This is a genomic window from Halorientalis regularis, assembly GCF_023698535.1.
GTDB lineage: Archaea > Halobacteriota > Halobacteria > Halobacteriales > Haloarculaceae > Halorientalis > Halorientalis regularis.
The window spans coordinates 1-22,314 of sequence record NZ_JALJCL010000025.1; the positions used below are offsets into that span (position 1 = coordinate 1).

A 22,314-nucleotide genomic window follows, 5' to 3' on the forward strand; every position below is an offset into this window, starting at 1 on the left:
AAACCGTGGCCGACGTGGCCGCCGAGGGAACGACGGTGTTCTTCTCGAGCCACCACCTCAACGAGGTCGAGGCGGTCTGTGATCGCGTCGGCGTGCTGAACGAGGGCGAACTGGTCGCGGTCGACAGCATCGACGGCCTGCGCGACAGCGTCGGCGGGCACGCGACCCTCGAACTGCGGTGTGCGACGCCGCCGAGGGAGCTGGGCGTCGAGACACTCGACGGCGTGGTCGACACGACCGTCGAGGACCACACGCTGTCGGTCACGTGTGCCGATCCGACCGTGAAAGTCGACGCGATCACCTACGTCGCCGAGCGCACGGAAGTGGTCGACGTGCTCTCGACGACGGTGTCGCTCGAGACGCTGTTCAACGAGTTGACCGAAGGCGGCCGCGAGGGCGAGGCGGCCCCGGAGGTGGCGCAGTGAGCATCGAGAGCGTCCTCTCGAAGGACCTCACGAGCGTCCGCCGGTCCGGGGCGCTGTGGGGAGTCGCGGTCTGTCTCGCGCTCGTCGCGGCGATGATGGCGTACGTGAACGTCGGCCGCGGCGCGCCGCCACTCAGGGAAGCACAGAACGCGTACGGACTGCTCGTCGGCCTGATCGGCGTGCTGGTGCCAATCGTCGCCATCATCGCCAGCTACATGTCGATTACCGGGGAACGCGCCAGCGGCGGCATCAAGTTCCTGCTCGCGTTCCCGAACACGCGACGGGACGTGTTCGTCGGGAAACTCCTCAGTCGGCTGGGTGTGGTCAGTGCCATCGTCCTGTTCATGTTCGTCGCGGCGACGGCCATGACGGTCGCGAGATACGGGGTCTTCCCCTTCGGCGTCGCCGTCGGTGTGCTGGCCGTCACGCTGCTGTACGCCTGGGCGTTCGTCGCGCTCTCGGTCGCGTGCTCTTCGGCGGCCGCGACCCGCAGCCAGGCTATCGCCGCGACCGTCGGGTCGTACTTCGTGCTGGTGATCCTCAACCTGACCTTCCGGTTCTCGCAGGTCGTCCAGCTGGTCCACGACGTGATCCTCGGATTCGATCCGGACCCGCACCTCTACGCCGCCTTCGACTACGTCAGCCCGTACATCGCCTACCAGAAGGCGGCCAACCTCGTCTACCCGACGGCGATGGAGCGGAACGTCTTCCGGTTCCGCGAGGAGGCCCGGGAGTCGATGCCGGCGTATCTCTCCGACGAGGTCTCGCTCGTCGTGTTCGCGGCGTGGCTGGTGATCCCGCTCGCGCTCGGCTACCTGCGGTTCCAACGGAGTGATCTCCAGTGATCGACCGCTCGCGAATCTCGGCCGCACTACTCGTCGTCGGAGCCGTCCTGCTGATCGCCCCGGCACTCGCACCGGTCCAGCCCGTCCTCTCCCACGAGGTGGGCGGCACGATCACGGCCGAACGGAGCGACCTCCGAAACGAGGACATCGCGGTAATCACCTACGAAAACCTCTCGGATCGCGGGAAGGAACTGTACGAACGGGCGCTCCGGAACGGCGAGAGCTATCGGGTCCCGGTCGGCGAGGGCGCGTCGGACTTCCAGTACCGTCTGGAACCTGATGCCCAGCCCGACGACGACTCCACACGCCCGTACGGACCGCGAACCGTCGCTATCGAGCGGCCCGACGATCCGGATTTCCCGGTCGTCGAGGAACGGATACCTGAACGCCGTCCGCCCGAGGGCGCACAGCGCGAGACCGGCGCGACGGGCGACAGCGCCGGGTCGAGCGAGCAGCGGGCGCAGGGGGAACGAGAGCGCCAGCGGTACAACATCGTCCAGCCCAGACTCACTCAGCCGCCGTTGACGGACTCCGGGAACCTGCTCCGGTTCGTCTCTGTTCTCGCGGGCGTGGTGGCAGTCGGCGGGGGCGGCTACCTCCGGTCGAAACCGTAGCGTTGCCCCCTGGCTGCCCGCCCCTGACTCACCACTGCCCGTAGATCAGGTTGCGCTGGATCTCGTTGGCCCCCTCGTAGATGACGGGGATGCGCACGTCGCGGTAGACCCGAGAGATGCGGTTCTCGGTGAGGACCGACCGGCCGCCGTGGAGTTGCATCCCGCGTTCGGCACACATCGTCGCCGTCTCGGTCGATTTCACCTTTGCCTGTGCCGCCCAGAACCCGGCGTTGTCGTTGTTGGCGACCTTCTCGGCGGCCCGCCAGTTGAGCGAGCGGGCGGCCTCGAACTCCGTCCGCATGTCCGCGAGGATGTGCTGGACTTTCTGGAACTCGCTCACGTCGCGGCCGAACGCCTGCCGGCCGTGAACGAAGTCGTAGGCTTCCTCGATGGCCGCCGCGGCGAGGCCGAGCCCGTGCCCGCCGACCACCACGCGCCCGTGGTTGAAAAAGTCCGCGAGCATGTAGAAGCCCGTCCCCTCGGTCCCGATGACGTGGTCCTCGGGGATCCGAACGTCGTTCAGGTGCAGGTGGGCCTGCTTCGAGGCTCGGAAACCCATCTTCTCGGGGATGTGTTCGGCCTCGTAGCCGTCGGTGTCGGTCGGGACGATGAACAGGGAGAAGTTGCCGTACCGGTCGTCCTCGTCGTGGCCGGTCCGGGCGTACAGCGTCACCCAGTCGGCCTCGACGCCGTTGCCGATCCAGTACTTCTCGCCGTTGATCACCCACTCGTCGCCGTCCTTCTCCGCGGTGGTCTCCATCCCGGCGAGGTCGCTGCCCGTGTCGGGTTCGGACACCGCCAGTCCCGTCAACTGCTCGTTCTCGGCGACCGGGCGGAGGAACTCCTCTTTCTGCCAGTCGTCGCCGTACTCTTCGAGCATCTCCGCGCCGAAACTCGCCAGCTGGAGGGTCAGCGCGATCCCGGCGTCGGCCCGGTAGAACTCCTCGGCCATCGCGAGGATCTCCGCCAGATCGAGCCCGCGACCGCCGTACTCTTCACTGATGTCCTGGGCGACCAGCCCGGCCTCCATCCCGGCCTCCAGCACCTCCCAGGGGTACTCGCCGGATTCGTAGTAGTCAGCCGCCACCGGCTCGATGTGTTCCACAGCGAACTCCCGAGCCTCCTGTTTCACGTCGCGGGCCTCGGCCGGCACCACGTCTTCCGTTAGCAGTTCCATGACCGAGAGTTAACAGGGCCTGCACAGACAAAAACGGACTGGAACATTGTAAATTGTAAACGGAGTTCGAGTTTCTTTCGACGGCGGGGTCGGGGGTGGACGGTGGCGCGGGTCCCGCCGGGACCCGTTCGGTGTCGACATTCCTATCACGGAGCCCACGAGCTACACGGGTAATGACGGACACGGGTCCGCTCGACGGGACGGTCTGTATCGTGACTGGTGGCGGCCGCGGCCTCGGCGAGGCGACGGCCAAGCACTTGGCGGGTGAGGGCGCGACGGTCGTCGTGAACGACCTCGGGACCTCCCTGGAGGGCGACGGCGCGAGCGAGGGGCCCGCAGACGAAACCGTGGCGGCCATTCGCGACGCCGGCGGCACGGCGATGGCCCACTTCGGCGACGTGACCGATCTGGAGTACACCGAGGAACTGATCGACGACACGGTGGCCGAGTACGGTCGCGTCGACGCCGCCGTCAACTTCGCGGGCGTCCTGCGGGACGCCTACCTGACCGAGATGACCGGCGAGGACTGGGACACGGTGATCGACGTGCACCTGCGCGGGCACTTCGCCCTGCTCCGGAACCTCGCGCGCCACTGGGACGAGACGGCCGAGGCTGCCGACCGCGAGCGCGCGTTCGTCGGCGTCACCAGCCCCTCCGCGCTGGGCAACGCCGGACAGGCCAACTACGCGGCCGCCAAGGCCGGCGTCCTCGGACTCATTCGTACCGCCTCCGCGGAGCTGCCCCGGTACGACGCCCGCGCGAACGCACTCTTGCCCATCGCCTACACCCGGATGATCGAGGATATGCCCCACCAGCCCTTCGGCGAGGACGACTTCCCGCCGGAGAAGGTCGCGCCCGTCGTCGGCTACCTCGTCAGCGAGGCCGCCGAGGGCGTCAACGGCGAGACCGTCCGCGCGCAGGGCGACATGGTGTCGCTGGTCGCCGACCCCAAAGACGAGAACTCGATGGTCGATGCCGAGGGCTGGACGGTCGAGACACTGAGCGAGCGATTCGACGAACTCCTATAGCCACCCCTCGGGCAGCTCGTCCCGATGGTCGTGTATCAGTTCGAGGATCGGTGCGACCTGGTTCCACTCCGGGCCGGTGCTGATCTCCCCGGTATCCCGGTCCCACTCGACGATCTCCATGGTGTCGAGTTTCGGCAGGTGGGTGTGGACCAGTTCCGACTCCAACACGGTCGACTCCCGCTCGGTCTCGGCGACCACGTCCAGCGGATCCAGATCCGTGTCGTCCTGCGGATTGTGATCCAGCAGCGCGACGAGGAGCTGGCGGCGGTACGGGTCCGAAATCGCGGTGAGCAGGCGCTCCCACGTGTCCTCCGCCAGCCGGGACGCGTCGTCGGTCATGGGCCACGTACAGGTCCTGGAGTGAAGACGGTATGGCATGGTATATCATGCCAATGTCTGATATAAAAGTGCGGCGAGATTTGACCCGGAGACGGGGGCCGAGCGGGGCAACGAGGCGGTCGCCGACACCGCCCGTAGAATCGGTGGCCACTGAGAGGGAGAAATCGACGGACGGTCCGGGATGGTCCCCGCCCGTTCGGCGTCGTCTTCACACGAGCGGGCTGTCCGGGAGACGCAGTCCCGCTACTCTTCGTCGGGCGCGGCCTCTTCTGGCACCTGGCCCTCGACGAGGTCCTGATCGGCGTACTCCTCGCGGAGGTCTTTCTTCGAGAACTTGCCCGTCGCGGTCTTTGGCACCTCGTCGATCTGGATGAAGTCGTCGGGGAGCCACCACTTGGGGTAGTCTTCGGAGATCTGTTCGCGGAGTTCGTCGGCCACGGCGTCCGGGTCGGCCCCCTCGACCGGGACGATGAAGGCCACGGGCCGTTCCTGCCACCGCTCGTGGGGCACGCCGACGACGGCGGCTTCGGCCACGTTGTCGTTGGCCATGATGGCGTTCTCGAGTTCCACCGAGGAGATCCACTCCCCGCCCGATTTGATCACGTCTTTCGCGCGGTCGACGATCTTGATGTAGCCGTCCTCGTCGACGGTCACCACGTCGCCGGTCTTGAGCCAGTTGCCCTCGAAGTCGTTCTCGTTGGCCTCGGGCCGCTGGAAGTACTCCTGGGTGACCCAGGGGCCACGGACGTACAGTTCGCCGAAGTCCTCGCCGTTCCAGGGGACCTCGTTGCCGTCGTCGTCGATGACCTTGAACTCCAGCCCGGGGACGATCAGGCCCTGCTTGGCCCGGCGTTCGATCTGTTCGTCGTAGGTGAGTTCTTCGGCCAGCCCGGATTTGAGGTGGGCGACCGAACCGATGGGGGACATCTCGGTCATGCCCCAGGCGTGTGTCACGGAGACGCCGTACTCGTCGAACCACTCGATCATGGCCTTCGGTGCGGCCGACCCGCCGATGATGACCGTTTCGAGTTCCGAGAGGTCGACCTCGTTACCGGCCTGCATGTACTCCTGCAGGCCGAGCCACACCGTGGGAACGCCGGCGGTGATCGTGACGCCTTCCTCCTCGAGCAACTGGGCGATGTCTTCGGGCTCGGGCGAGGGGCCAGGATAGACGTGTTTCGCGCCGGCGGCCGTCGTCGAGAACGGCATCCCCCAGGCGTTGACGTGGAACATCGGGACGACCGGCATCACCACGTCGTCGTCCTCGACGCCCAGACCCTGGGGCGTCATCGTCGCCATCGTGTGGCCCCAGAGCATCTGCTGGGTGTACTCGACGCCCTTGGGCTTGCCCGTGGTGCCGGAGGTGTAACACATCCCGGCGGGCTGGTCCTGATCGACGACGGGCCAGTCGTATTCGGTCTCGTGGCCGCCGATGAACGACTCGTAGGAAACGGCGTCGAAGGGCAGGTCCGGCACCGAGTCGCCCATGACGACGAACTGGTCGACGCTGTCGAAGGAGTCGGCGTCGTACGCGCCGGCCAGCTTCTCGGCCAGCGACGGGTCGACGAAGATCGCCTTGTCGGCGGCGTTCTCGACGATGAACTGGATGTGTTCGTCGGGTAGAAGCGGGTTGATCGTGTGTAGTTGCGCGCCCAGCGTCGGGATGCCGAAGTAGGTCTCGAAGTGGCGGTGGTGGTTCCAGCAGAACGTCGCGATGCGGTCGCCCTCGCCCATGCCCGCGTCGGTCAGGGCGTGGGCCAGCTGGGCCGTGCGGTCGCTGTACTCCTCGTACGTGTAGCGTTCGATACCCTCGTGTGTCCGGGAGACGATCTCCGTGTCGGAATAGAGGTTCTCCGCACGCCACAGGAACGGCCGCAGTGTCTGGTCAGTGCCTCCTGGCATGGGCTAAACCAGCGGCGCATGTCATATCATAGTTCCCCTCAGATTCGACGGAAAAACGTCAACAAGTCTCAGACTTCCAGCCGTTGCATCAGGCCGACGAGTTCCTCCAGTTGCGGGAAGGTGTACACCTTGACGTTGATGTCCTCATCTTGGGCGTGGACGCGGGAGTCGAACATGAGCGCCATGTCGCTGTCGCGGTCGCCGATGATCTCGTCGACGGTGCCGCTCCCGGGCCCGAACGTGAAGTTCGGCGTCGACATATCGATGGTCGTCTCCAGCACGTTCGCCCACCCGTCGATGAACCCGCTGGTCATGATGTTGCCGATCTCCTGGATCGCGCTCTTCTCCATCTCGGTGAACCCCTCGGCGTCGGGATCGGTCCCGCCCATGTCGCCGAGCATCCCGGCGGCGAGTCGCTTGGCGCTGTCGGCGTTGAACAGAAAGAGGACGTGGCCGTGCGGCGGCTCCTGCATCTCGATGTAGATCCCGATCTGCTCGTCGTGGCCGACGTGTGTCTTGATGTCCGGGATGTCGATGAAGTTGATCTTCGTGATCTCCATCTCGGTGTTCATCCCGGTCATCTGGCTCATGTGGTTGGCGACCGTGTTCCCACCCTCCTTGGCCATCTTGTTGAAAATACTCAACTTCCGTATGTCGATCATCAACTCGCTCATGTGAGTCCCCGAGGTAGCGAATCTTTCCGGTCGGCCGTATATAACTGATACCCAGCGAATATCAAATGCTGTAACGTCTGCGCGGCGAAACCACAGCCCGTCAGTCTACCCGGAGACTCACGGCGATCCCCTCGCCCAGGGGAATCAGCGCCGACTCGAAAGCCGGATCGTCGCCGACCGCACCGAGATAGTCCGCGACGCCCGCCGTGTGGTCGTCCACCTCGCCGGGGTCCTCGCCCCGCACCAGCGCCGACAGTGCCTCGAAGTCGATGGGACCCGCAGTCACGGCATTGTCCGCGATCACGACCCCACCTTCGGCGACCTTCGGACGGACAGCCTCGAAGGCCTCGCGGTAGCGGTGTTTCTCGTTGTCGATCAGGACTGCGTCGAACGGGCCCTCGTACTCCGCGACCGTCTCGATGGCGTCCCCGAGTTCATAGCTGGCGAGGTCGTCGAACCCGCCCCGACGCAGGTACTCGCGGGCCTGATCCAGTTCGTCTTCGTCGACCTCCGTCAGGACGATCTCGCCGTCGTCGGGGAGCGCCCGGGCGAACCAGTACGCCGAGTAGCCAAAGCCGGAGCCGAACTCGAAGACCCGTCGGGCGTCGACCATGCGAGCCAGCAACTGGAGCCACCCCCCGACTTCGGGACCGACCGTCGGAAAGCCCTCGGCGTCGGCCTGTGCGTCCATTTCTTCGATTACGCCGTCGGGTTCCGGGCCGATGGCGCGAGCGAACTCGGCGGTAGCGTCGGGGAGAATCTCTGACATGCGCTCGCGTTCGGTCGGCGCTGGCAAAACGCTGGTCCTCGCGGCGTGGAGCAGTCGCGACCCTCACTGGTCGCCCCGGGCGGCGACGACGGCGGCCACCCGTTCGGGATCGACGGGGTTCGTCGTCGCACCGTCCTCCTTGAGCGCCGTCCCGACGATGGCACCGTCGGCCACCGACAGGAGGTCCGCCACCGACTCGGCGGTGACCCCGCTCCCGACGAACACCGGCACGTTCGGGTCGGTGTCGTCGCGGGCGGCCGCGACGGTCCGCAGATCGTCGGCGTCGGTCACCGACCCCGTCGCCGGGCCGGAGACGACGAGTCCGTCCGCGCGGCCCCGATCTATCGCGTCGGCGACCGCCGCCCCGAGATCGCGTTCGCCGAGCGGTGCGGAGTGTTTGACCGCCACGTCGGCCAGCACGGCCACGTCGGCGTCGATTCGCTCGCGCAGGCGAAGGGTCTCCGCGGCCCGGCCCTCGACGAGTCCCTGATCGGTGACGCGTGCCCCGGTGTGGACGTTCACGCGAACGAAGGCCGCGTCGACCGCCGCCGCGACCGACAGCGCCGCGGCCGCGTCGTTCCGGAGGACGTTGATCCCGACGGGGCAGTCTGCGACCTCTGTGACCGCAGTAGCCGCCCGCGTCATGTCGGCGACGACGTGGTGTGGCACGTCCTCGGCGTGAAACGGTGCGTCGCCGTAGTTCTCGACGATCAGGCCGTCGACGCCGCCGTCGGCGAGCGCGCGAGCGTCGGTCCGGGCACGCTCCAGCACGGCGTCGCGACCCCCGTCGGGGTCGTACGCCGGCGATCCGGGGAGCGGTGGGAGATGAACCATACCAACGACGGGGCTGGGCGTCCCGAACGTCGCGGCGAGGTCGAGCGACATGTGTCACCGTTCAGTGAGGACCCCTATAGTGGCTCCGCCGTCGCGGCCAGTGACGAGCAGCATCCGAACGTATTCGGGACGGAATTTACCGTATTCGCTCGATCTGGCCGGAACGTCGCGGGATTCCAACGTGCTGAAAATCCCATATTCGTTTGATATATACTGGCCGTGTAGGTTCACCTGTAGAGGTGCTACACCAATGGCAACAACCGTCGACACCCGAAACGTCCTCGGCGAGGGCGTCTCGCTGGAGCTGTCGGGGACCTGGGCCGGCTACTGGGTCGCCATGCTGCGACTCCTGACCGGCTGGTGGTTCTTCCACGCAGGGATCACCAAGTACGCGAACCTCTGGACGAGTGCCGAGCCGTTCTCGGCGACCGGCTGGCTGACCGGTGCGACCCAGGGGACCGTCGTGGCCCCGATCACCGTCTGGTTCGGGAACAACGCCGCGTGGTTCGTGAACTTCATCATCCCGCTCGGTGAGACGCTGATCGGGCTGGCCCTGCTCCTCGGGGTGCTCGTCAGGTTCGCGGCCTTCTGGGGCGCGTTCCTGATGGGGTTCTTCTACCTCGGGAACGCCGGCTTCAGCCACGGGTTCGTCAACGGCGACCTGATGGGCCTGCTGCTGTTCGTGACGCTGATCGTCCTCAGCGCGGGCCGGATCATGGGCCTCGACCGGTTCATCGAGAACTGGGACCTGGTCCAGAACCACCCGCGCCTGCAGTACCTGCTCGGCTGACGAGGTGACAGGATATGACAGACACTCCCACGATGTCCGCGGCCGACAGGGCCGCGATGCTCGTCGGTGGCTCGCTGATCGTCGTCGGCACCGTCGTCCTCGGCCTGATCGAGACGTTCGTCGGGAACCCCAGTCCGGTTCCCGTGACCAACGAAGCCGGCGACGTGATCGCGGCTCCGACGATCCCGGTCGAGATCCGCGCGACGCTGATCGGCCTCGGACTGCTGGTCTGGGGCTGCTACGGCGTCTACAGACTCGCCGCCCCGAGCGGCGGTGACGCCACCGCGACCGGCACCGCCGCGACCGCGAAATGATCGGCGCACGGCTCCGGTGTGACGGTCGCGTCACATCCGTGAACCGACACTAGTTCGTCCCCGCTCTGGCCCGACAGATACCCGACAGCAACAGCACCGCGATCTCACTCCTCGCTCCACTTGATCGAACAGCCTCGCGACGGTTTGAATTCGTCGTCGATCGTCTCACCGGCCAGCAGTCGGTCCACGATGTCACGCATCTCCATCTCGGTCGGTTCGTCGTCGGGGTTCAGGGCGTCGTCGATGCGGCCGTGATAGGCCAGCTCGAAGTCACCGTTCCGATTTGCGAACAGGAAGGGGTCGGGGGTACAGACCGCGCCGTACTCGCGAGCGACGGCCTGGCTCTCGTCGCGGAGGTAGGCGTCGTACTGGATGGTGCCGTCGTCAACGAGGTCCTGCATCCGCTCGAAGGAGTCGTCGGGATACTCCTCGGCGTCGTTGGGGTTGATGCCGACGACGGCGAGGTCGTCGTACTCACTGGCGAGGTGGTTCAGCTCGTCGAACTTGGCCTGTGCGTACGGGCAGTGGTTGCAGGTGAATACGACCAGCAGGGCTTTGCGGTCGGCGAAGTCCGACAGCGAGTACGTCTCGCCGTCCGCGCCGGGCAACTCGAAGTCGGGTGCCGACTCGCCGCGCTGGATGGCGTCGTCTTCTGAGTCGAGTGCGACCATGACGGACGGAGGTAGGTGTGTAGCCGACAAAAGGATTGAGTCACTCGACGGCGGTCAGGTACACCGCGCCGACTGCCAGCGCGATGCCCAGGACCTTCCGGGCGGTCAGGGACTCGTCGAGGATTACGATTCCGAGGACGGAACTCGTGACGATGAACAGGCCGAAGATCGGGACGACGACGCTGACCGGGCCGGCCGCCAGCGCCCGGTAGTACGCGAGGATGCCGACCGCGAGCGCGAGCCCCGCGGCGTACGCGTAGACCGCCCGGTCGTGAGAGAGGTACTGGACGACGGGGGTGTCTGTGGCGACGACGACGCCCGTCGCGACGAGGACGAGCATCCCGTTGGAGATCAGAAGCACCACCGTACTCGGGATCTCCACCGTCGCGATCTTCGCCAGCGGCGCGACCAGACTGTACGCGAGCAACGCCAGGAGTGCCCAGAGGAGATAGCTCATCGTCGGAGAGGCAAAACCGAACGACAAATCGGTTCCGATCCCCGGAGCCGACAGGTCGAAACGCGTCGAGACCCTACGTCCGAGCATGAACGCGCCGTCACTGCTGGCGATGCGCTGGGCGGACGTCCTCTTCGCACACTGGAGCGTCGACCCGGCGGTCGTCGACGCGAAACTCCCCGACGGACTCGCGGCCGACACGTTCGACGGCGATGCGTACCTCGGTGTGATCGGGTTCCAGATGGAGTCGATCCGGCCCCGCGGCGCGCCGGTCGGCCTCTCCTTCCCCGAGTTGAACCTGCGGACGTACGTCGACGGCCCGGACGGGCCGGGCATCTACTTCTTCAACCTCGACGCCGACGACTGGCTGGGCGTGACCGTCGCCCGGCGGTTCTTCGAACTGCCCTACTACCGGGCCGAGATGGACCTGGCCGAGACGGCCGACGGCTTCCGACTCCGGAGCGGTCGCGTCCACCCCGGCGTTCCGATGGCCGGCTTCGACGCCACCTACCGACCGACGGGCGACCCCACCGAACCGGAGCCCGGGTCGCTCGAACACTTCCTCACCGAGCGGTATCGCTTCTACGTGGCCGACGACGGCGGCCGGGTGTACGCCGGCCCGGTCGAGCATCCACCCTGGCCGCTTCAGGGCGCGGCGCTGGAAGTCCGCGAGAACGATCTGTTCGCCGCCAACGGGTTCGACGAACCAGCGGGAGAGCCGCTGGTCCACTACAGTCCTGGCGTGGACGTGGCGGCGAGCGCGCTCCGGCCCGTCGACGGGTCGAGTCTGCTCCCGCTGTGACCCGGTTCGTGGCAACCGAAAGGTGAAACGGGATGGACGGTGACGGTTCGAGCATGCCCTGGACCGTCATGCCGGATTTCGAGTCGCGCGCGGCCGCGCGGGGAGAGTTCGAGTGGGACCTACCCGACGAGTTCAACCCAGCAGTCGACTTGCTTCGTAAACACGACGACCCCGAGAGCACGGCCCTCGAGTACCTGACGCCCGATGGTGAGCGAGCGTCCTACACGTTCCGGGAGCTGGACGAACGATCCGACCGCCTCGCCGCGGGTCTCAGGGACCTGGGTGTCGGCCCCGGGGATCGGGTCGGCGTCGTCGTGCCACAGAAGCCACAGAACCCGATCACGCACCTGGCCAACTGGAAACTCGGTGCACTGTCGGTGCCCCTCTCCGTGCTCTACGGCCCCGACGCGCTCCAGTACCGACTGGCCGACGCCGACGCGAAAGCCGTCGTCGTCGACCCGGCCGTCCGCGAGGAGGTCGACGAGGCCCGCGTCGACTGCCCGGCCCTGGACCACGTGATCGAGATCGAATCGGAGACGCCGACAGGCGACGCCGTGGCCTTCGAGGACGTGCTGGCCGATCCCGGCGCGTCGGTCGATCCCCACGACGCGACGCCGGACACCGAGAGCGCCATCCTCTACACGAGCGGGTCGACGGGCCCGCCCAAGGGCGTCCTCCACTCCCACGCGCTCTGGCTCGGTCGGGCCGCCGCCTCCTACAACTACATGGACCGCGGACTGGGCCCGGACGCGACGGTCTGGACACCCTCGGACTGGGCGTGGGGGTCGGCGCTGGGTGGGACGCTCTTCGCCACCTGGCACCACGGCGGGACGATGGTGGCGTACCCCTCGGAGAAGTTCGACCCCGCCGCGGCCTTCGAGTTGCTGGAGCAGTTCGACGTAACCCAGTCGTTCATGCCGCCGACGGCGTTGCGGCTGCTGATGGACGTGGCGAACCCGACCGAGCAGTACGACCTCTCGCTGGAGACGGTCGCGGCCGCGGGCGAGCCATTGACACCCGAGATCCTCGACTGGGCCGACGAGGAACTCGACGGCGTGGCGGTCAACGAGTACTACGGCCAGACCGAACTCAACCTCGTGGTCGCCAACTCCACGGGCTGGTTCGAGACCAGACCGGGAAGCATGGGCAAGCCGCTTCCGGGCTACGACGTGGCGATCCTCGATCCCGAGGTCGCCGACGCGGGCGATATCGAGCGCCTGCCGCGGGGCGAGACCGGCGAGATCGCCGTCCGCCCCCACGACCGGTCGGTGTTCTTCGACGAGTACCTGGACCTGCCCGAGAAGACGGCGGCCAAGCAGGTCGGCGAGTGGTTCCTGACCGGCGATCTGGCCGAGCGCGACGGCGACGGGTACATCTGGTTCAAATCTCGGAAGGACGACGTGATCATCACCGCCGGATATCGGGTCGGCCCGATGGAGGTCGAGGAGGCGATCCTGGAACACGACGACGTGGCACAGGCCGGCGTCGTCGGCGTGCCCGACGAGACCCGCGGGGAGATCATCAAGGCATACGTCGAACCAGCGGCGGCCGTCACGGGGTCGGACGCGCTCCGGGCCGAGATTCGCGAGCTAGTCCGGGATCGGCTGGCCGAGTACGAGTACCCTCGCGAGATCGAGTTCGTCGAGGAACTCCCGCAGACGACGACCGGCAAGATCCGCCGGACGGAGTTGCGCGAACAGGACTAGCGATTGTCCTCGACCGCGCGCTCGAATTCGCGGGCGGCGTCGAGGACGGGGCTGTCCGCGTTGACCGTGTAGTAGACTTCCTCGTCCTCGGGGTGGTGCTCGTCGAGCATTCCGAGGTCGACGAGGCCGTCCACGTCGTCCATGAGGTGGAGCGTCTTCAGGGCGATGCCGGTCTCGTCGGCCAGTTCCGAGCGGGTGTAGGTCTCCTCGGGGTCGAGGTGCAGAAGCGTGTCGATGATCGTCGCCATGGAGTCGTGGTCCGCGACGAACCCCCAGCCGCTGTCGGCCCGTGTGTCACTCTGCATGTAACTGGGACACCGATACGGACGAGAGTGGCTTAAAGCTAGGAACGGTGTTCGCCGTCGAGTCTGCTTCGGAGCCCGGGGGAGCGCCGCGACGGCGGCGGGTTCGACCCGTCGATAGCAAGTCTTTAGTCCACGCTCTGGTGGGGTTAGGTATGAGCAGTCGCGCCGAGATACTGGCCTTGCTCCGGGAGAACGCGCGCTACTCCGCCGAGGACATGGCGCGCCAGACCGACCTCGACCCAGCCGAAGTCGAGGACGTAATCGCAGAGTTAGAGGCCGACGGCGTCATCGCAGGTTACCAGGCGATCATCGACTACAGGGAACTCGAAGACGAGCGCGTCCGCGCGCTCGTCGAACTCAACGTCACGCTGGACCGGGAGACCAGCTACGCCGACATCGCCGAGCGGCTGGCGAAGTTCCCGGAAGTCGAGGGCCTGCGGCTGGTGAGCGGCGACTACGACTTCGACATGGAGGTCGAGGGCGACTCCATGAGCGAGGTCTCGCGGTTCATCAGCGAGAAGGTCGCACCCGTCCCCGAGATCACCCAGACGGTGACCCACTACGTCATGGAGTCCTACAAGGAGCGGGGTATCGTCTTCGGCGACGGCGACGACGACGACCGCCTCTCCGTGTCCCCGTAACCATGCAGGTGTCAGACCGCGTCGACGGCGTGCCGCCGTCGGGCATCCGGCGCTTTTTCGAACTCGCCGAGGAGATGGACGACCTCATCTCGCTGGGCGTGGGCGAACCGGACTTCTCGGCCCCCTGGAGCGCCCGCGACGCCGCCATCGCGTCGCTGGAGCGGGGCGAGACCTCCTACACCGCCAACCGCGGGAAGCGGGAACTCCGCGAGGCCATCGCCGACCACCAGGCCGAGAAGTACGGGCTGGGGTACGATCCGGACGACGAGATCATCGTCACGACGGGGGCCAGCGAGGGGCTCGACCTGGCCATGCGGGCGCTGGTCGACCCAGGCGACACCGTGGCGGTGGCACAGCCGAGTTACATCTCGTACGTCCCCGGCGTCATGTTCGCTGGCGGGGAGCCCCTGCCGGTCCCGACCCGGGCCGAAGACGAGTTCAAGCTGACCCGCGAGGTGCTGGAAGACGCGGGCGCCCAGGAGGCAGACGCGCTGGTCTACTGTTACCCGAACAACCCGACCGGGGCGACGATGACCGGCGACGAACTCGAAGCAGTCGCCGCCTTCTGTCGCGAACACGACCTGATCGTGCTGGCCGACGAGATCTACGCCGCGTTGACCTACGAACACGACCACACCTCCATCGCGACGCTCCCGGGGATGCGTGAGCGGACCGTCGTGTTCAACGGGTTCTCGAAGGCCTACGCAATGACGGGGCTGCGACTGGGCTACGCGATGGGGCCGGCCAAGGCCATCGGGGCGATGAACCGCGTCCACCAGTACACGATGCTGTCGGCCCCGACGACCGCCCAGCACGCGGCGCTGGACGCGCTGGAGAACTGCGACGACGACGTGGCCGACATGCGCGAGCAGTACGACCGCCGCCGGAACTTCGTCCTCTCACGGTTCTCGGAGATGGGCATCGACTGCTTCGAGGCCGCCGGGGCCTTCTACGCCTTCCCCGAGTGTCCGACCGACGACGCCCAGGCCTTCGCCGAGGACCTGATCCAGGAGAAGAAAGTCGCCGTCGTCCCCGGCGACGTGTTCGGCGCGGGCGGGTCGGGCCACCTGCGCGTGTCGTACGCAACGGGACTGGACGACCTCAAAACGGCACTGAATCGGATCGAAGCATTCATGGACTGACACGTAGTGGACACAGCACGCCGTCCGCCGGGAATCGAGAATCCCCTATCGGAAAACCGGAATAAAGCCACAGATCGGTCGAGCGGTCGGCTAGTTGCCATCTCCGCCGGTCGTAACGTCGGCTTACGACTGGTAATGTGGACATAAACTTTTTTCCCTCGTAACAGTAGAGAGATGTTCAATGGCAACCGATGACAAAGAGGGGGGCGATGCCGATCCCGTCGACGCCGAGGAGTCGAGCGCCGACGCGGAGGAGGTACTCGCTCGGGTCGAGCGTGCCACAGTCGGAGAGTACACCTGGGAGGACTTCCGACGCGAGTTTCACACTGGTGGCCCGTTCGACCGCACGGAGTTTCTCGGGTTCGATCCACGGAAAACGGAGGACAGACTCATCCAGGGAGCGAGTGCCGCGAAGGGGCTGCGCGAACCCTTCGAGCAGTTTCTCGATCCGACGAAAGCGCCCGTGGTCAAGGACACCTACAAGTGGGAACATTACAAGCAGGAGTACTACTACACCGACGGGACGCCGCCGACGACGAGCGACGGGGAAAAAAAGGAGTTCGATCCGACCGATGCACTGGGATTCGACCCCGACGAGATCGAAGGCGTTCTGAGTTTCGGCGAGGGGCTGGCTTCCGAACTCGACGAGATGGTCGAGGACCGGACCGTCAACGTCAACGAGGATCTCGACGAGGACATGTTCTTCTCGACGGTCGATGGCAAGACGACGGTCGTCAACCGCTACGACCTGGAGAAGGCCGTCCCGATATCGAAGAAGTCCCACTTCGAGGAGATCGAACGGTACTGGGTGAACAAGCCCTACGCCTGCGTCATCATCTTCCACTCCAAGAAGGAAAACGAGAAAAAATACTACGTCATCGAACCGCACCTCAATCCGATAGAACAGGAGCTACAGGACTTCCTCGCCGGCAAACTTCGAACGGCGATCAAGTACTCCGAGGACGACGTTGTCGTCGAGGGGAGCGAGGAGGACCGCGCGGAGGTCATCCAGCGCGAGGCCCAGCGGTTGCTCGACCGGTACGACCTGTTGCGCGGCGACGGCGGGGTCGAACCGGACCTGGGAACCATGGACAAGTTCAAGCAGATGATGGGAATGGAGGTCGATTTGCCCACCACGCCGTCGGGTGATCTCTCGGGCATCACGGCCCGACCCGAGCCCGCCATCCTCGACGAGGACCCCGACACGCTCAGCGAGTACCAGGTCGAGAAGCTGCTCTACGTCCTCAAGCGTAACTTCATCGGATTCGCGAAGATCGACCCGGTCAAACACGACATCAACGTGGAGGACATCTCCTGTGACGGGTACAACTCCCGTGTCTTCGTCTACCACACCGACTACGAGCAGATCATCTCGAACGTCGAACACGGCGAGGAGTCCCTCGACGACTTCGTCGTCAAGCTCGCCCAGCGATCCGGGAAGGGCATCTCCAAGCGCCAGCCCCAGGTCGACGCCACGCTCCCGGACGGCTCGCGTGCCCAGCTCACCCTGGGACGCGAGGTGTCCGACCACGGGACCAACTACACCATCCGTCAGTTCAAGGACGTCCCCTTTACCCCGATCGACCTGATCAACTGGAACACCTTCAGCCTCGACGAGATGGCCTTCCTGTGGCTCTGTATCGAGAACAACAAGAGCCTCATCTTCGCGGGCGGGACGGCCTCGGGGAAGACGACCAGCCTGAACGCGGTGTCGCTCTTTATCCCCTCCAGCGCCAAGATCGTCTCCATCGAGGACACCCGGGAGGTCGAACTGCCCCAGCGGAACTGGGTCGCCAGCGTCACCCGGCCCTCGTTCGGTGAGGACGACACGGGCGACGTGGACGAGTTCGACCTGCTGGAGGCCGCACTGCGGCAGCGTCCCGACTACATCGTCATGGGTGAGATCCGTGGTGAGGAGGGTCGGACCCTCTTCCAGGTCATGTCGACCGGGCACACCACCTACACCACGTTCCACGCCGACTCGGTGGGCGAGGTCATCAAGCGTTTTACCACCGAGCCGATCAACGTCTCGAAGACGCTGTTTACCGCGCTCGACCTGGTCAGTATCCAGACCCAGACCCGGACGGGTGGCCGGAAGGTTCGCCGGAACAAGACCCTGACAGAAATCAACGAGTACTCCGCGGAGAACGACGAAATCAACGTCAGGGACGTGTATCAGTGGCAGGCCGAGACGGACACGTTCATCCAGATGGGCCAGTCCAACACGCTCGAGGAGATCAAGTTCGACCGCGGGTGGGACCAGGAGAAACTCGACGAAGAGCTGTTCAAGCGGAAAGTCGTCCTGGCGCACCTCATCAACAACGGGATCAACACCTACCAGCAGGTGGCCGCGACGATCCAGGCGTTCATCAACGACCCCGACACGATCCTGACGCTGATCGCCCACGATCAGCTCAAGAACAGCCTCGAAGACCTGCGGGAGATGGAGTCGGTCAAGATCAACATCGATCCCAAGAAAGAGGAGATGGTCCCGCGGCCGGACGCCGGCGAGGAGATCAGCGAGGAGACGAGCGAGATCCTCGACAACGCCACGCCGCTGTTCGACCGGTACAAGAGCATGGACACCCCAGAGATCGTGAAGGCGCTGTCGGGCATCGAAACCGACGAGGGGATGATCCCCGAGGAGGAGGAGGAAGAGGACGACACCGAGATCGACTTCGGGCAGTTCGTGACCAAAGCCGGCGCGGAAGCAGAGGAAGGGGACTGACATGAGCCTCGACACGCGAAGCGGGCAGACAGTCGGGAGCACCAGCACGCTGGGGGACACGTTCTATCCCCTCTACGAGTCCCTGTTCGACAGCGAGGGCGACTTCGTCAGCGGCGTGGAGAACAAACTCGCCCAGGCACGGATGCCACAGAACGTCGAGCTGTTCCTCTCGCGGGCGCTGGGCGTCGGCGCACTGGCCGGCCTGACGCTGTGGATCGTCGGGTCACTGCTTGGCTATCTCATCTTCGCCCTGTTCCTGCCCGACGCACCGGTGTTGCTCGGCCTCGCCGAGAGCCGGATCCCGCAGGTCCTGTTGCAACTGAAGATCCCGTTCCTGGTGTTCGTCACCGGCATCGTCTTCGGGCTGATCGGCTTCGGTATCGGCTTCGGCTCGATGGTCTCGATCCCGTACTTCCGTGCGGGGGCACGCAAACGCGAGATCAACGTCTTGCTCTCCGATTCGGTCTCGTTCATGTACGCACTATCGGTCGGGGGGCTGAACCAACTGGAGATCCTGCAGGCGATGGCCCGCGCCGACGACACCTACGGCGAGGTCTCCAAGGAGTTCCAGTCCATCGTGCTGGAGACGGAGTACTTCGACACGGACTACCGGACGGCGATCCGGAACCAGGCCCTCCAGACGCCCAGCGACGAACTGGCGCAGTTCCTGACGGACATGCTCTCCATCGTGGACTCGGGGGGTGACATGACCGGCTTCCTGGAGGACCAGAAGGAGAAACACATGCGGACGGCAAAGCAGGAACAGGAGATGGTGCTGGAGACGATGGAACTGTTCGGGGAGATGTACATGACTCTGTCACTCTTCCCCCTGCTTCTCATCATCATCCTCGTCATCATGTCGATGATGGGCAACTCCCAGCAGTTCCTGCTTCTCGGCACGGTGTACGGCCTGATCCCGCTAACCGGGGTCGGGTTCCTGGTGCTGGTCTCGACGGTCACGCAGGACGAGATCGGTGACGGGTACCTCCGGCCAGAGGGCGGGCGCGACGACGTGGTCGTCCGGGAAGGGCTGAACGTGCTGAACCTCGGCCTCGTCGAGAAGTACACCGGCGACCACGGGGTCTTCGAGAAGATCAAGAGCCGCGAGCGATCCTACGAACTGAGTTCGATTCTCCGGCGGCCACACATCTTCTTCCGGGACAACCCGACGGTCGTTCTCGGACTGACGGTCCCCATCTCCATCGTGGCGGTCGTGCTGAGCGTGCTGTACGGGTTCGCGCCCCTGTCCCCGGAGGGGTTCGTCGAGAATCCGGTCGGATCGACGTTCTTCTGGTTCTACGTCCCGCTGTACGTCAACTTCGTCCCGTTGATGATCTTCTACGAGTGGAACGTCCGCTCGCGGCGAGGCGTCGTGAGCCAGCTCTCGGAGAACCTCCGGAAACTCTCCAGTGCGAACGACACCGGGATGACGCTTCTGGAGTCACTGAACGTCGTCTCCGATACGTCCTCGGGCAAACTGTCCGACGAGTTCGAGACGATGTACGCGAAGGTCAACTACGGGACGAACCTGAAAGACGCGCTGCGGGAGTTCAACAACAAGTATCACATCCCGCGGCTCGCCCGGACCGTCAAACTCATCAGCAAAGCACAGGAAGCCTCGAGTCAGATCGAGGACGTGCTGACGACGGCGGCACAGGCCTCGGAGAACCAGGACGACATCGACCGCGACCGGAAGTCCCGGACGCGGATGCAGGTAGTCATCATCATCATGACCTACCTGACGCTGCTGGGCGTGATGGCACTGCTGAAGACGCAGTTCCTCGACGTCATGTCCGGCCTGGCCAATCAGGTCGGCGGTGGCGGCGGTAGTTCCGCAGCGGCTGGCGGTGGCCAGTTCGGCTCGAACGTCGACACCGGCCTGCTGTCGGTGTTGTTCTTCCACGCGGTGACGCTGCAGGCGGTCCTGTCGTCGTTCATCGCGGGGTACATCCGCCAGGTCGACCTGATCTCGGGGGTCAAGTTCGCCGTCATCTTGCCGACGATCGCGCTGATAACCTGGATGGCGGTGGGGTGATATCGATGCTCGACGAGCGGGGACAGACGACACAGGACTATCTGGTCGGCGTGAGCCTGATGCTCCTCACCGTTCTGTTCGTCTTCGGGTACGTGCCGAGCGTGTTCGGATCGACGGGGGCGGACCTGGGCGGCGTCGAGCGCTCACAGGCCGACCGCGCCGCGACCTATCTGGTCGAGACCTACAGCGTCGAGGGCAGGGAACAGACGCTCCGGTACGGCGAGCCGGACGGGATTCACAACGAGCTGTCGACCGAGGAGGGGTTCGAGCGGTTCCGCAACCGTTCGGGGCTGAACACGCGGACGAACACGCTCGCACCGCCGAACGTGAACGTGATGCTCGTCAACAGTTCGGAACTGAACGCGACATCGCCGACACCCATCGTCGACGGAGGTGAGCGGTACTCCTATCCCGACGGTGGAGCGCCGAATCTGGGACAGGCGGTCGTGACGGAGACCCGGGTCGTTCGGCTGGCCGGCGATACGGAACACTGCACGCCGACCTGCTGGTTGATCGTTCGAATCTGGTGACCAACATGATAGACAGCACACACGGATCGAGGGGTCAGGCGTACACTCTGGAGGGGATGATCTCGGCGATACTGGTCGTGACGGCGGTTCTCGTCGGCCTGCAGGTGGTCGATTTCGGTCCCTGGACAAGCGATACGACCCAACAGACAGAAGACATGGAGCAACGTGCGGAAGACATGCTCGACCTGGCGGCGGAGAACGGCACGCTCAGCCGCGTCGTCCGGTGTACCTACGGCTCGGCGGACACGTTCACGGGGGGGCAGGTGGACAACGGTTCGACCACGTTCGAGCGGATGCTGAACCAGACGTTCGACCGACACGGCCGCAACTACAACATCTATTTCACGTATCTGATACCCTCGGGCGAGCGCGAGCGCGTCTCGGTCACGTCGAGTGAGAGCAATCCGACCAGCGGCGTCATCGCCCCGACGGACTCCGCCGCCGTCGCGACCAAGACGATCGCCATCTACGACGACGACCGGACCCGGATCGTGGACCGGACCCAGAACCCGCCCCAGAAGTGCGGAGCGAAGGGGGCGACGGTGAAAGACGCCGGTGGTGCGTACTTCATCGAGGAGGACATCGACGACGACTCGCCGCTGTACAACATCGTGGAGGTGCGGGTGGTCGTATGGTGAGAGCCCCCGGTACCGACGAGCGCGGGCAGTTGTTGCTGGTCGGAGCCATCGGTATCGCGCTGGTGGTCGTCGGAACCGTCGTCCTGGTAAACGGGCTGGCGTTCGACGACAGCATCAGTACGCGGAGCAACCAGGACGCGCTCAGCGGAGCCGAGCGGACGGTCGGGATGATCGAAGCCGACCTCAACACGCTCGCGAGGGAAGTCCGCGCAGATGTCGAAGATGGGGGTGGCGATTTCACGGAGGCTTTCCGGGAGAACGTCTCGCTGTACAGCCGCCACTACACGAACCTGAGTTTCGACAACGGCATCGTCTACACGAACGTAAGGTTCAACGCGACGGAAACGGACAAGGGAGTCGTCCTGAATCAGACCGAGTCGATGGACGCGTGTAGTCCCCGGGGCAGGCCACTGTTCCGGGTCCAGCCCGACTGTGACGCCGATGCGACACTGTTGCAGGACGTGAGCGCGATCCAAGATTTCAGGATCACCGTCGAAGACATTCCGAATGGGAACGCAAAGACCGAGTTGGTCGTGGACGGTGACGGGGGGACCTGGACGCTCGAAATAGATGGGCGTCGGGGCAGGGAAGAAGTCAACATCTCCGGCGGAGGAATCGCGGCCAGCGGCTCGCCGTACGGAGAGGGTGTCGTGATCGAGCTGCGTCCCGACGGGCAGATTGCGGTCGACGGCCAGCCCGAATTCGAGTTCGCGGAAGGGGTCGATCCACCCTACGAAATCTCTCTGAACAACGGCGACGGCCCCGGTTTCGGGTCGTCGCTGGCTGGCACATACCTGATCTCCAGTGACGGGAGTTATCCACACGACCCCGACGAGGACCAGCCCGAGGTCAAACGGCCCACGCTCTTCCCCGCCGTCGACATCTACTACCAGCGGCGGGACGTCGTCTACAACCGAACGATCGTCCTGAACGAAACGGGGGCGCGGTGAC

Annotated in this window: 24 protein-coding genes; 15 read left to right on the forward strand and 9 right to left on the reverse strand. The window is 65.4% G+C overall.

From position 1 onward, the window contains the following. The 3 genes from MU521_RS20495 to MU521_RS20505 form a co-directional block, all read left to right on the forward strand. Positions 1 to 425 (forward strand): ATP-binding cassette domain-containing protein (locus MU521_RS20495; protein WP_490166460.1); only part of this gene is annotated, 425 nt, incomplete at its 5' end. Next, entirely contained in the window at positions 422 to 1,270 is an 849-nt protein-coding gene (locus MU521_RS20500) for an ABC transporter permease (protein ID WP_092686434.1), read from the forward strand. The genes MU521_RS20495 and MU521_RS20500, both read left to right, overlap by 4 nt. Further along, positions 1,267 to 1,884 (forward strand): hypothetical protein, encoded by a 618-nt coding sequence (locus MU521_RS20505; protein ID WP_092686433.1) that lies wholly within the window; start codon positions 1,267 to 1,269, stop codon positions 1,882 to 1,884. The genes MU521_RS20500 and MU521_RS20505 overlap by 4 nt, the downstream gene beginning before the upstream one ends. Positions 1,885 to 1,912: 28 nt before the next feature. Here the strand turns inward: MU521_RS20505 and MU521_RS20510 are convergent, their stop codons facing one another. After that, the gene (locus MU521_RS20510; RefSeq protein WP_092686432.1) at positions 1,913 to 3,061 is read right to left on the reverse strand and encodes an acyl-CoA dehydrogenase family protein; all 1,149 of its coding nucleotides are present in this window, start codon (positions 3,059 to 3,061) and stop codon (positions 1,913 to 1,915) included. Positions 3,062 to 3,234: 173 nt separating this feature from the next. On the opposite strand from MU521_RS20510, the gene MU521_RS20515 reads away from it, so the two are divergent. Continuing rightward, positions 3,235 to 4,089 carry an SDR family oxidoreductase gene (locus tag MU521_RS20515; RefSeq protein ID WP_092686431.1) on the forward strand — a complete coding sequence of 285 codons (855 nt, stop codon included), beginning with the start codon at positions 3,235 to 3,237 and terminating at the stop codon, positions 4,087 to 4,089. On the opposite strand, the gene MU521_RS20520 is transcribed toward MU521_RS20515, so the two are convergent. The 5 genes from MU521_RS20520 to MU521_RS20540 form a co-directional block, all read right to left on the reverse strand. Next, the gene (locus MU521_RS20520) at positions 4,084 to 4,428 is read right to left on the reverse strand and encodes a DUF7344 domain-containing protein (RefSeq protein WP_092686430.1); all 345 of its coding nucleotides are present in this window, start codon (positions 4,426 to 4,428) and stop codon (positions 4,084 to 4,086) included. The genes MU521_RS20515 and MU521_RS20520 overlap by 6 nt on opposite strands. A gap of 243 nt (positions 4,429 to 4,671) precedes the next feature. Further along, on the reverse strand, positions 4,672 to 6,330 hold the full coding sequence (locus MU521_RS20525; RefSeq protein WP_092686429.1) for a long-chain fatty acid--CoA ligase: 1,659 nt from the start codon (positions 6,328 to 6,330) through the stop codon (positions 4,672 to 4,674). Positions 6,331 to 6,398: 68 nt separating this feature from the next. After that, the gene (locus MU521_RS20530) at positions 6,399 to 6,992 is read right to left on the reverse strand and encodes a chemotaxis protein CheC (RefSeq protein WP_092687451.1); all 594 of its coding nucleotides are present in this window, start codon (positions 6,990 to 6,992) and stop codon (positions 6,399 to 6,401) included. 112 nt (positions 6,993 to 7,104) lie between these two features. Continuing rightward, entirely contained in the window at positions 7,105 to 7,773 is a 669-nt protein-coding gene (locus MU521_RS20535) for an O-methyltransferase (protein ID WP_092686428.1), read from the reverse strand. Between the two features lie 63 nt (positions 7,774 to 7,836). After that, positions 7,837 to 8,658, reverse strand: coding sequence for a BtpA/SgcQ family protein (locus MU521_RS20540; RefSeq protein ID WP_092686427.1), 822 nt, complete (start codon positions 8,656 to 8,658; stop codon positions 7,837 to 7,839). 199 nt (positions 8,659 to 8,857) lie between these two features. Here MU521_RS20540 and MU521_RS20545 point away from each other — a divergent pair, with 199 nt between their 5' ends. Beyond that, on the forward strand, positions 8,858 to 9,397 hold the full coding sequence (locus MU521_RS20545) for a DoxX family membrane protein (RefSeq protein WP_092686426.1): 540 nt from the start codon (positions 8,858 to 8,860) through the stop codon (positions 9,395 to 9,397). A gap of 14 nt (positions 9,398 to 9,411) precedes the next feature. Beyond that, the gene (locus tag MU521_RS20550) at positions 9,412 to 9,711 is read left to right on the forward strand and encodes a hypothetical protein (protein ID WP_175452720.1); all 300 of its coding nucleotides are present in this window, start codon (positions 9,412 to 9,414) and stop codon (positions 9,709 to 9,711) included. Positions 9,712 to 9,815: 104 nt separating this feature from the next. Here the strand turns inward: MU521_RS20550 and MU521_RS20555 are convergent, their stop codons facing one another. Both MU521_RS20555 and MU521_RS20560 read right to left on the reverse strand, forming a co-directional pair. Continuing rightward, positions 9,816 to 10,382 (reverse strand): thioredoxin family protein, encoded by a 567-nt coding sequence (locus MU521_RS20555; protein WP_092686424.1) that lies wholly within the window; start codon positions 10,380 to 10,382, stop codon positions 9,816 to 9,818. A 40-nt stretch (positions 10,383 to 10,422) separates the two neighbouring features. After that, positions 10,423 to 10,839, reverse strand: a complete 417-nt coding sequence (locus tag MU521_RS20560; protein WP_092686423.1) for an EamA family transporter — start codon at positions 10,837 to 10,839, stop codon at positions 10,423 to 10,425. A gap of 85 nt (positions 10,840 to 10,924) precedes the next feature. Between MU521_RS20560 and MU521_RS20565 the strand changes: the two genes are divergently transcribed. Continuing rightward, positions 10,925 to 11,638 carry a YqjF family protein gene (locus MU521_RS20565; protein ID WP_092686422.1) on the forward strand — a complete coding sequence of 238 codons (714 nt, stop codon included), beginning with the start codon at positions 10,925 to 10,927 and terminating at the stop codon, positions 11,636 to 11,638. A gap of 53 nt (positions 11,639 to 11,691) precedes the next feature. Beyond that, complete coding sequence (locus tag MU521_RS20570; RefSeq protein ID WP_092687448.1) at positions 11,692 to 13,344, forward strand: acetate--CoA ligase; 1,653 nt, start codon at positions 11,692 to 11,694, stop codon at positions 13,342 to 13,344. On the opposite strand, the gene MU521_RS20575 is transcribed toward MU521_RS20570, so the two are convergent. After that, positions 13,341 to 13,649 (reverse strand): hypothetical protein, encoded by a 309-nt coding sequence (locus tag MU521_RS20575; protein WP_092686421.1) that lies wholly within the window; start codon positions 13,647 to 13,649, stop codon positions 13,341 to 13,343. The two genes, MU521_RS20570 and MU521_RS20575, sit on opposite strands and share 4 nt — an antisense overlap. A 152-nt stretch (positions 13,650 to 13,801) precedes the next feature. Between MU521_RS20575 and MU521_RS20580 the strand changes: the two genes are divergently transcribed. The 7 genes from MU521_RS20580 to MU521_RS20610 all read left to right on the forward strand — a co-directional run bounded on the left by MU521_RS20580 (position 13,802) and on the right by MU521_RS20610 (position 22,313). After that, positions 13,802 to 14,290: an Lrp/AsnC family transcriptional regulator gene (locus MU521_RS20580; RefSeq protein ID WP_092686420.1), complete on the forward strand. Its 489-nt coding sequence runs from the start codon at positions 13,802 to 13,804 to the stop codon at positions 14,288 to 14,290. A 2-nt stretch (positions 14,291 to 14,292) separates the two neighbouring features. Continuing rightward, positions 14,293 to 15,432, forward strand: a complete 1,140-nt coding sequence (locus MU521_RS20585) for a pyridoxal phosphate-dependent aminotransferase (RefSeq protein ID WP_092686419.1) — start codon at positions 14,293 to 14,295, stop codon at positions 15,430 to 15,432. Between the two features lie 181 nt (positions 15,433 to 15,613). Next, a complete protein-coding gene (locus MU521_RS20590; RefSeq protein ID WP_092686418.1) occupies positions 15,614 to 18,160 on the forward strand; it encodes a type II/IV secretion system ATPase subunit in 2,547 nt (848 codons plus the stop codon). A gap of 1 nt (position 18,161) precedes the next feature. Continuing rightward, positions 18,162 to 20,195, forward strand: coding sequence for a type II secretion system F family protein (locus tag MU521_RS20595; RefSeq protein ID WP_092686417.1), 2,034 nt, complete (start codon positions 18,162 to 18,164; stop codon positions 20,193 to 20,195). Between the two features lie 5 nt (positions 20,196 to 20,200). Next, the gene (locus MU521_RS20600; RefSeq protein WP_092686416.1) at positions 20,201 to 20,725 is read left to right on the forward strand and encodes a DUF7287 family protein; all 525 of its coding nucleotides are present in this window, start codon (positions 20,201 to 20,203) and stop codon (positions 20,723 to 20,725) included. Positions 20,726 to 20,730: 5 nt separating this feature from the next. Beyond that, positions 20,731 to 21,363, forward strand: coding sequence for a DUF7288 family protein (locus MU521_RS20605; protein ID WP_139171012.1), 633 nt, complete (start codon positions 20,731 to 20,733; stop codon positions 21,361 to 21,363). Further along, positions 21,357 to 22,313, forward strand: coding sequence for a DUF7261 family protein (locus tag MU521_RS20610; protein ID WP_092686414.1), 957 nt, complete (start codon positions 21,357 to 21,359; stop codon positions 22,311 to 22,313). Before MU521_RS20605 ends, MU521_RS20610 begins: the two co-directional genes overlap by 7 nt. Position 22,314 lies beyond the last annotated feature (1 nt).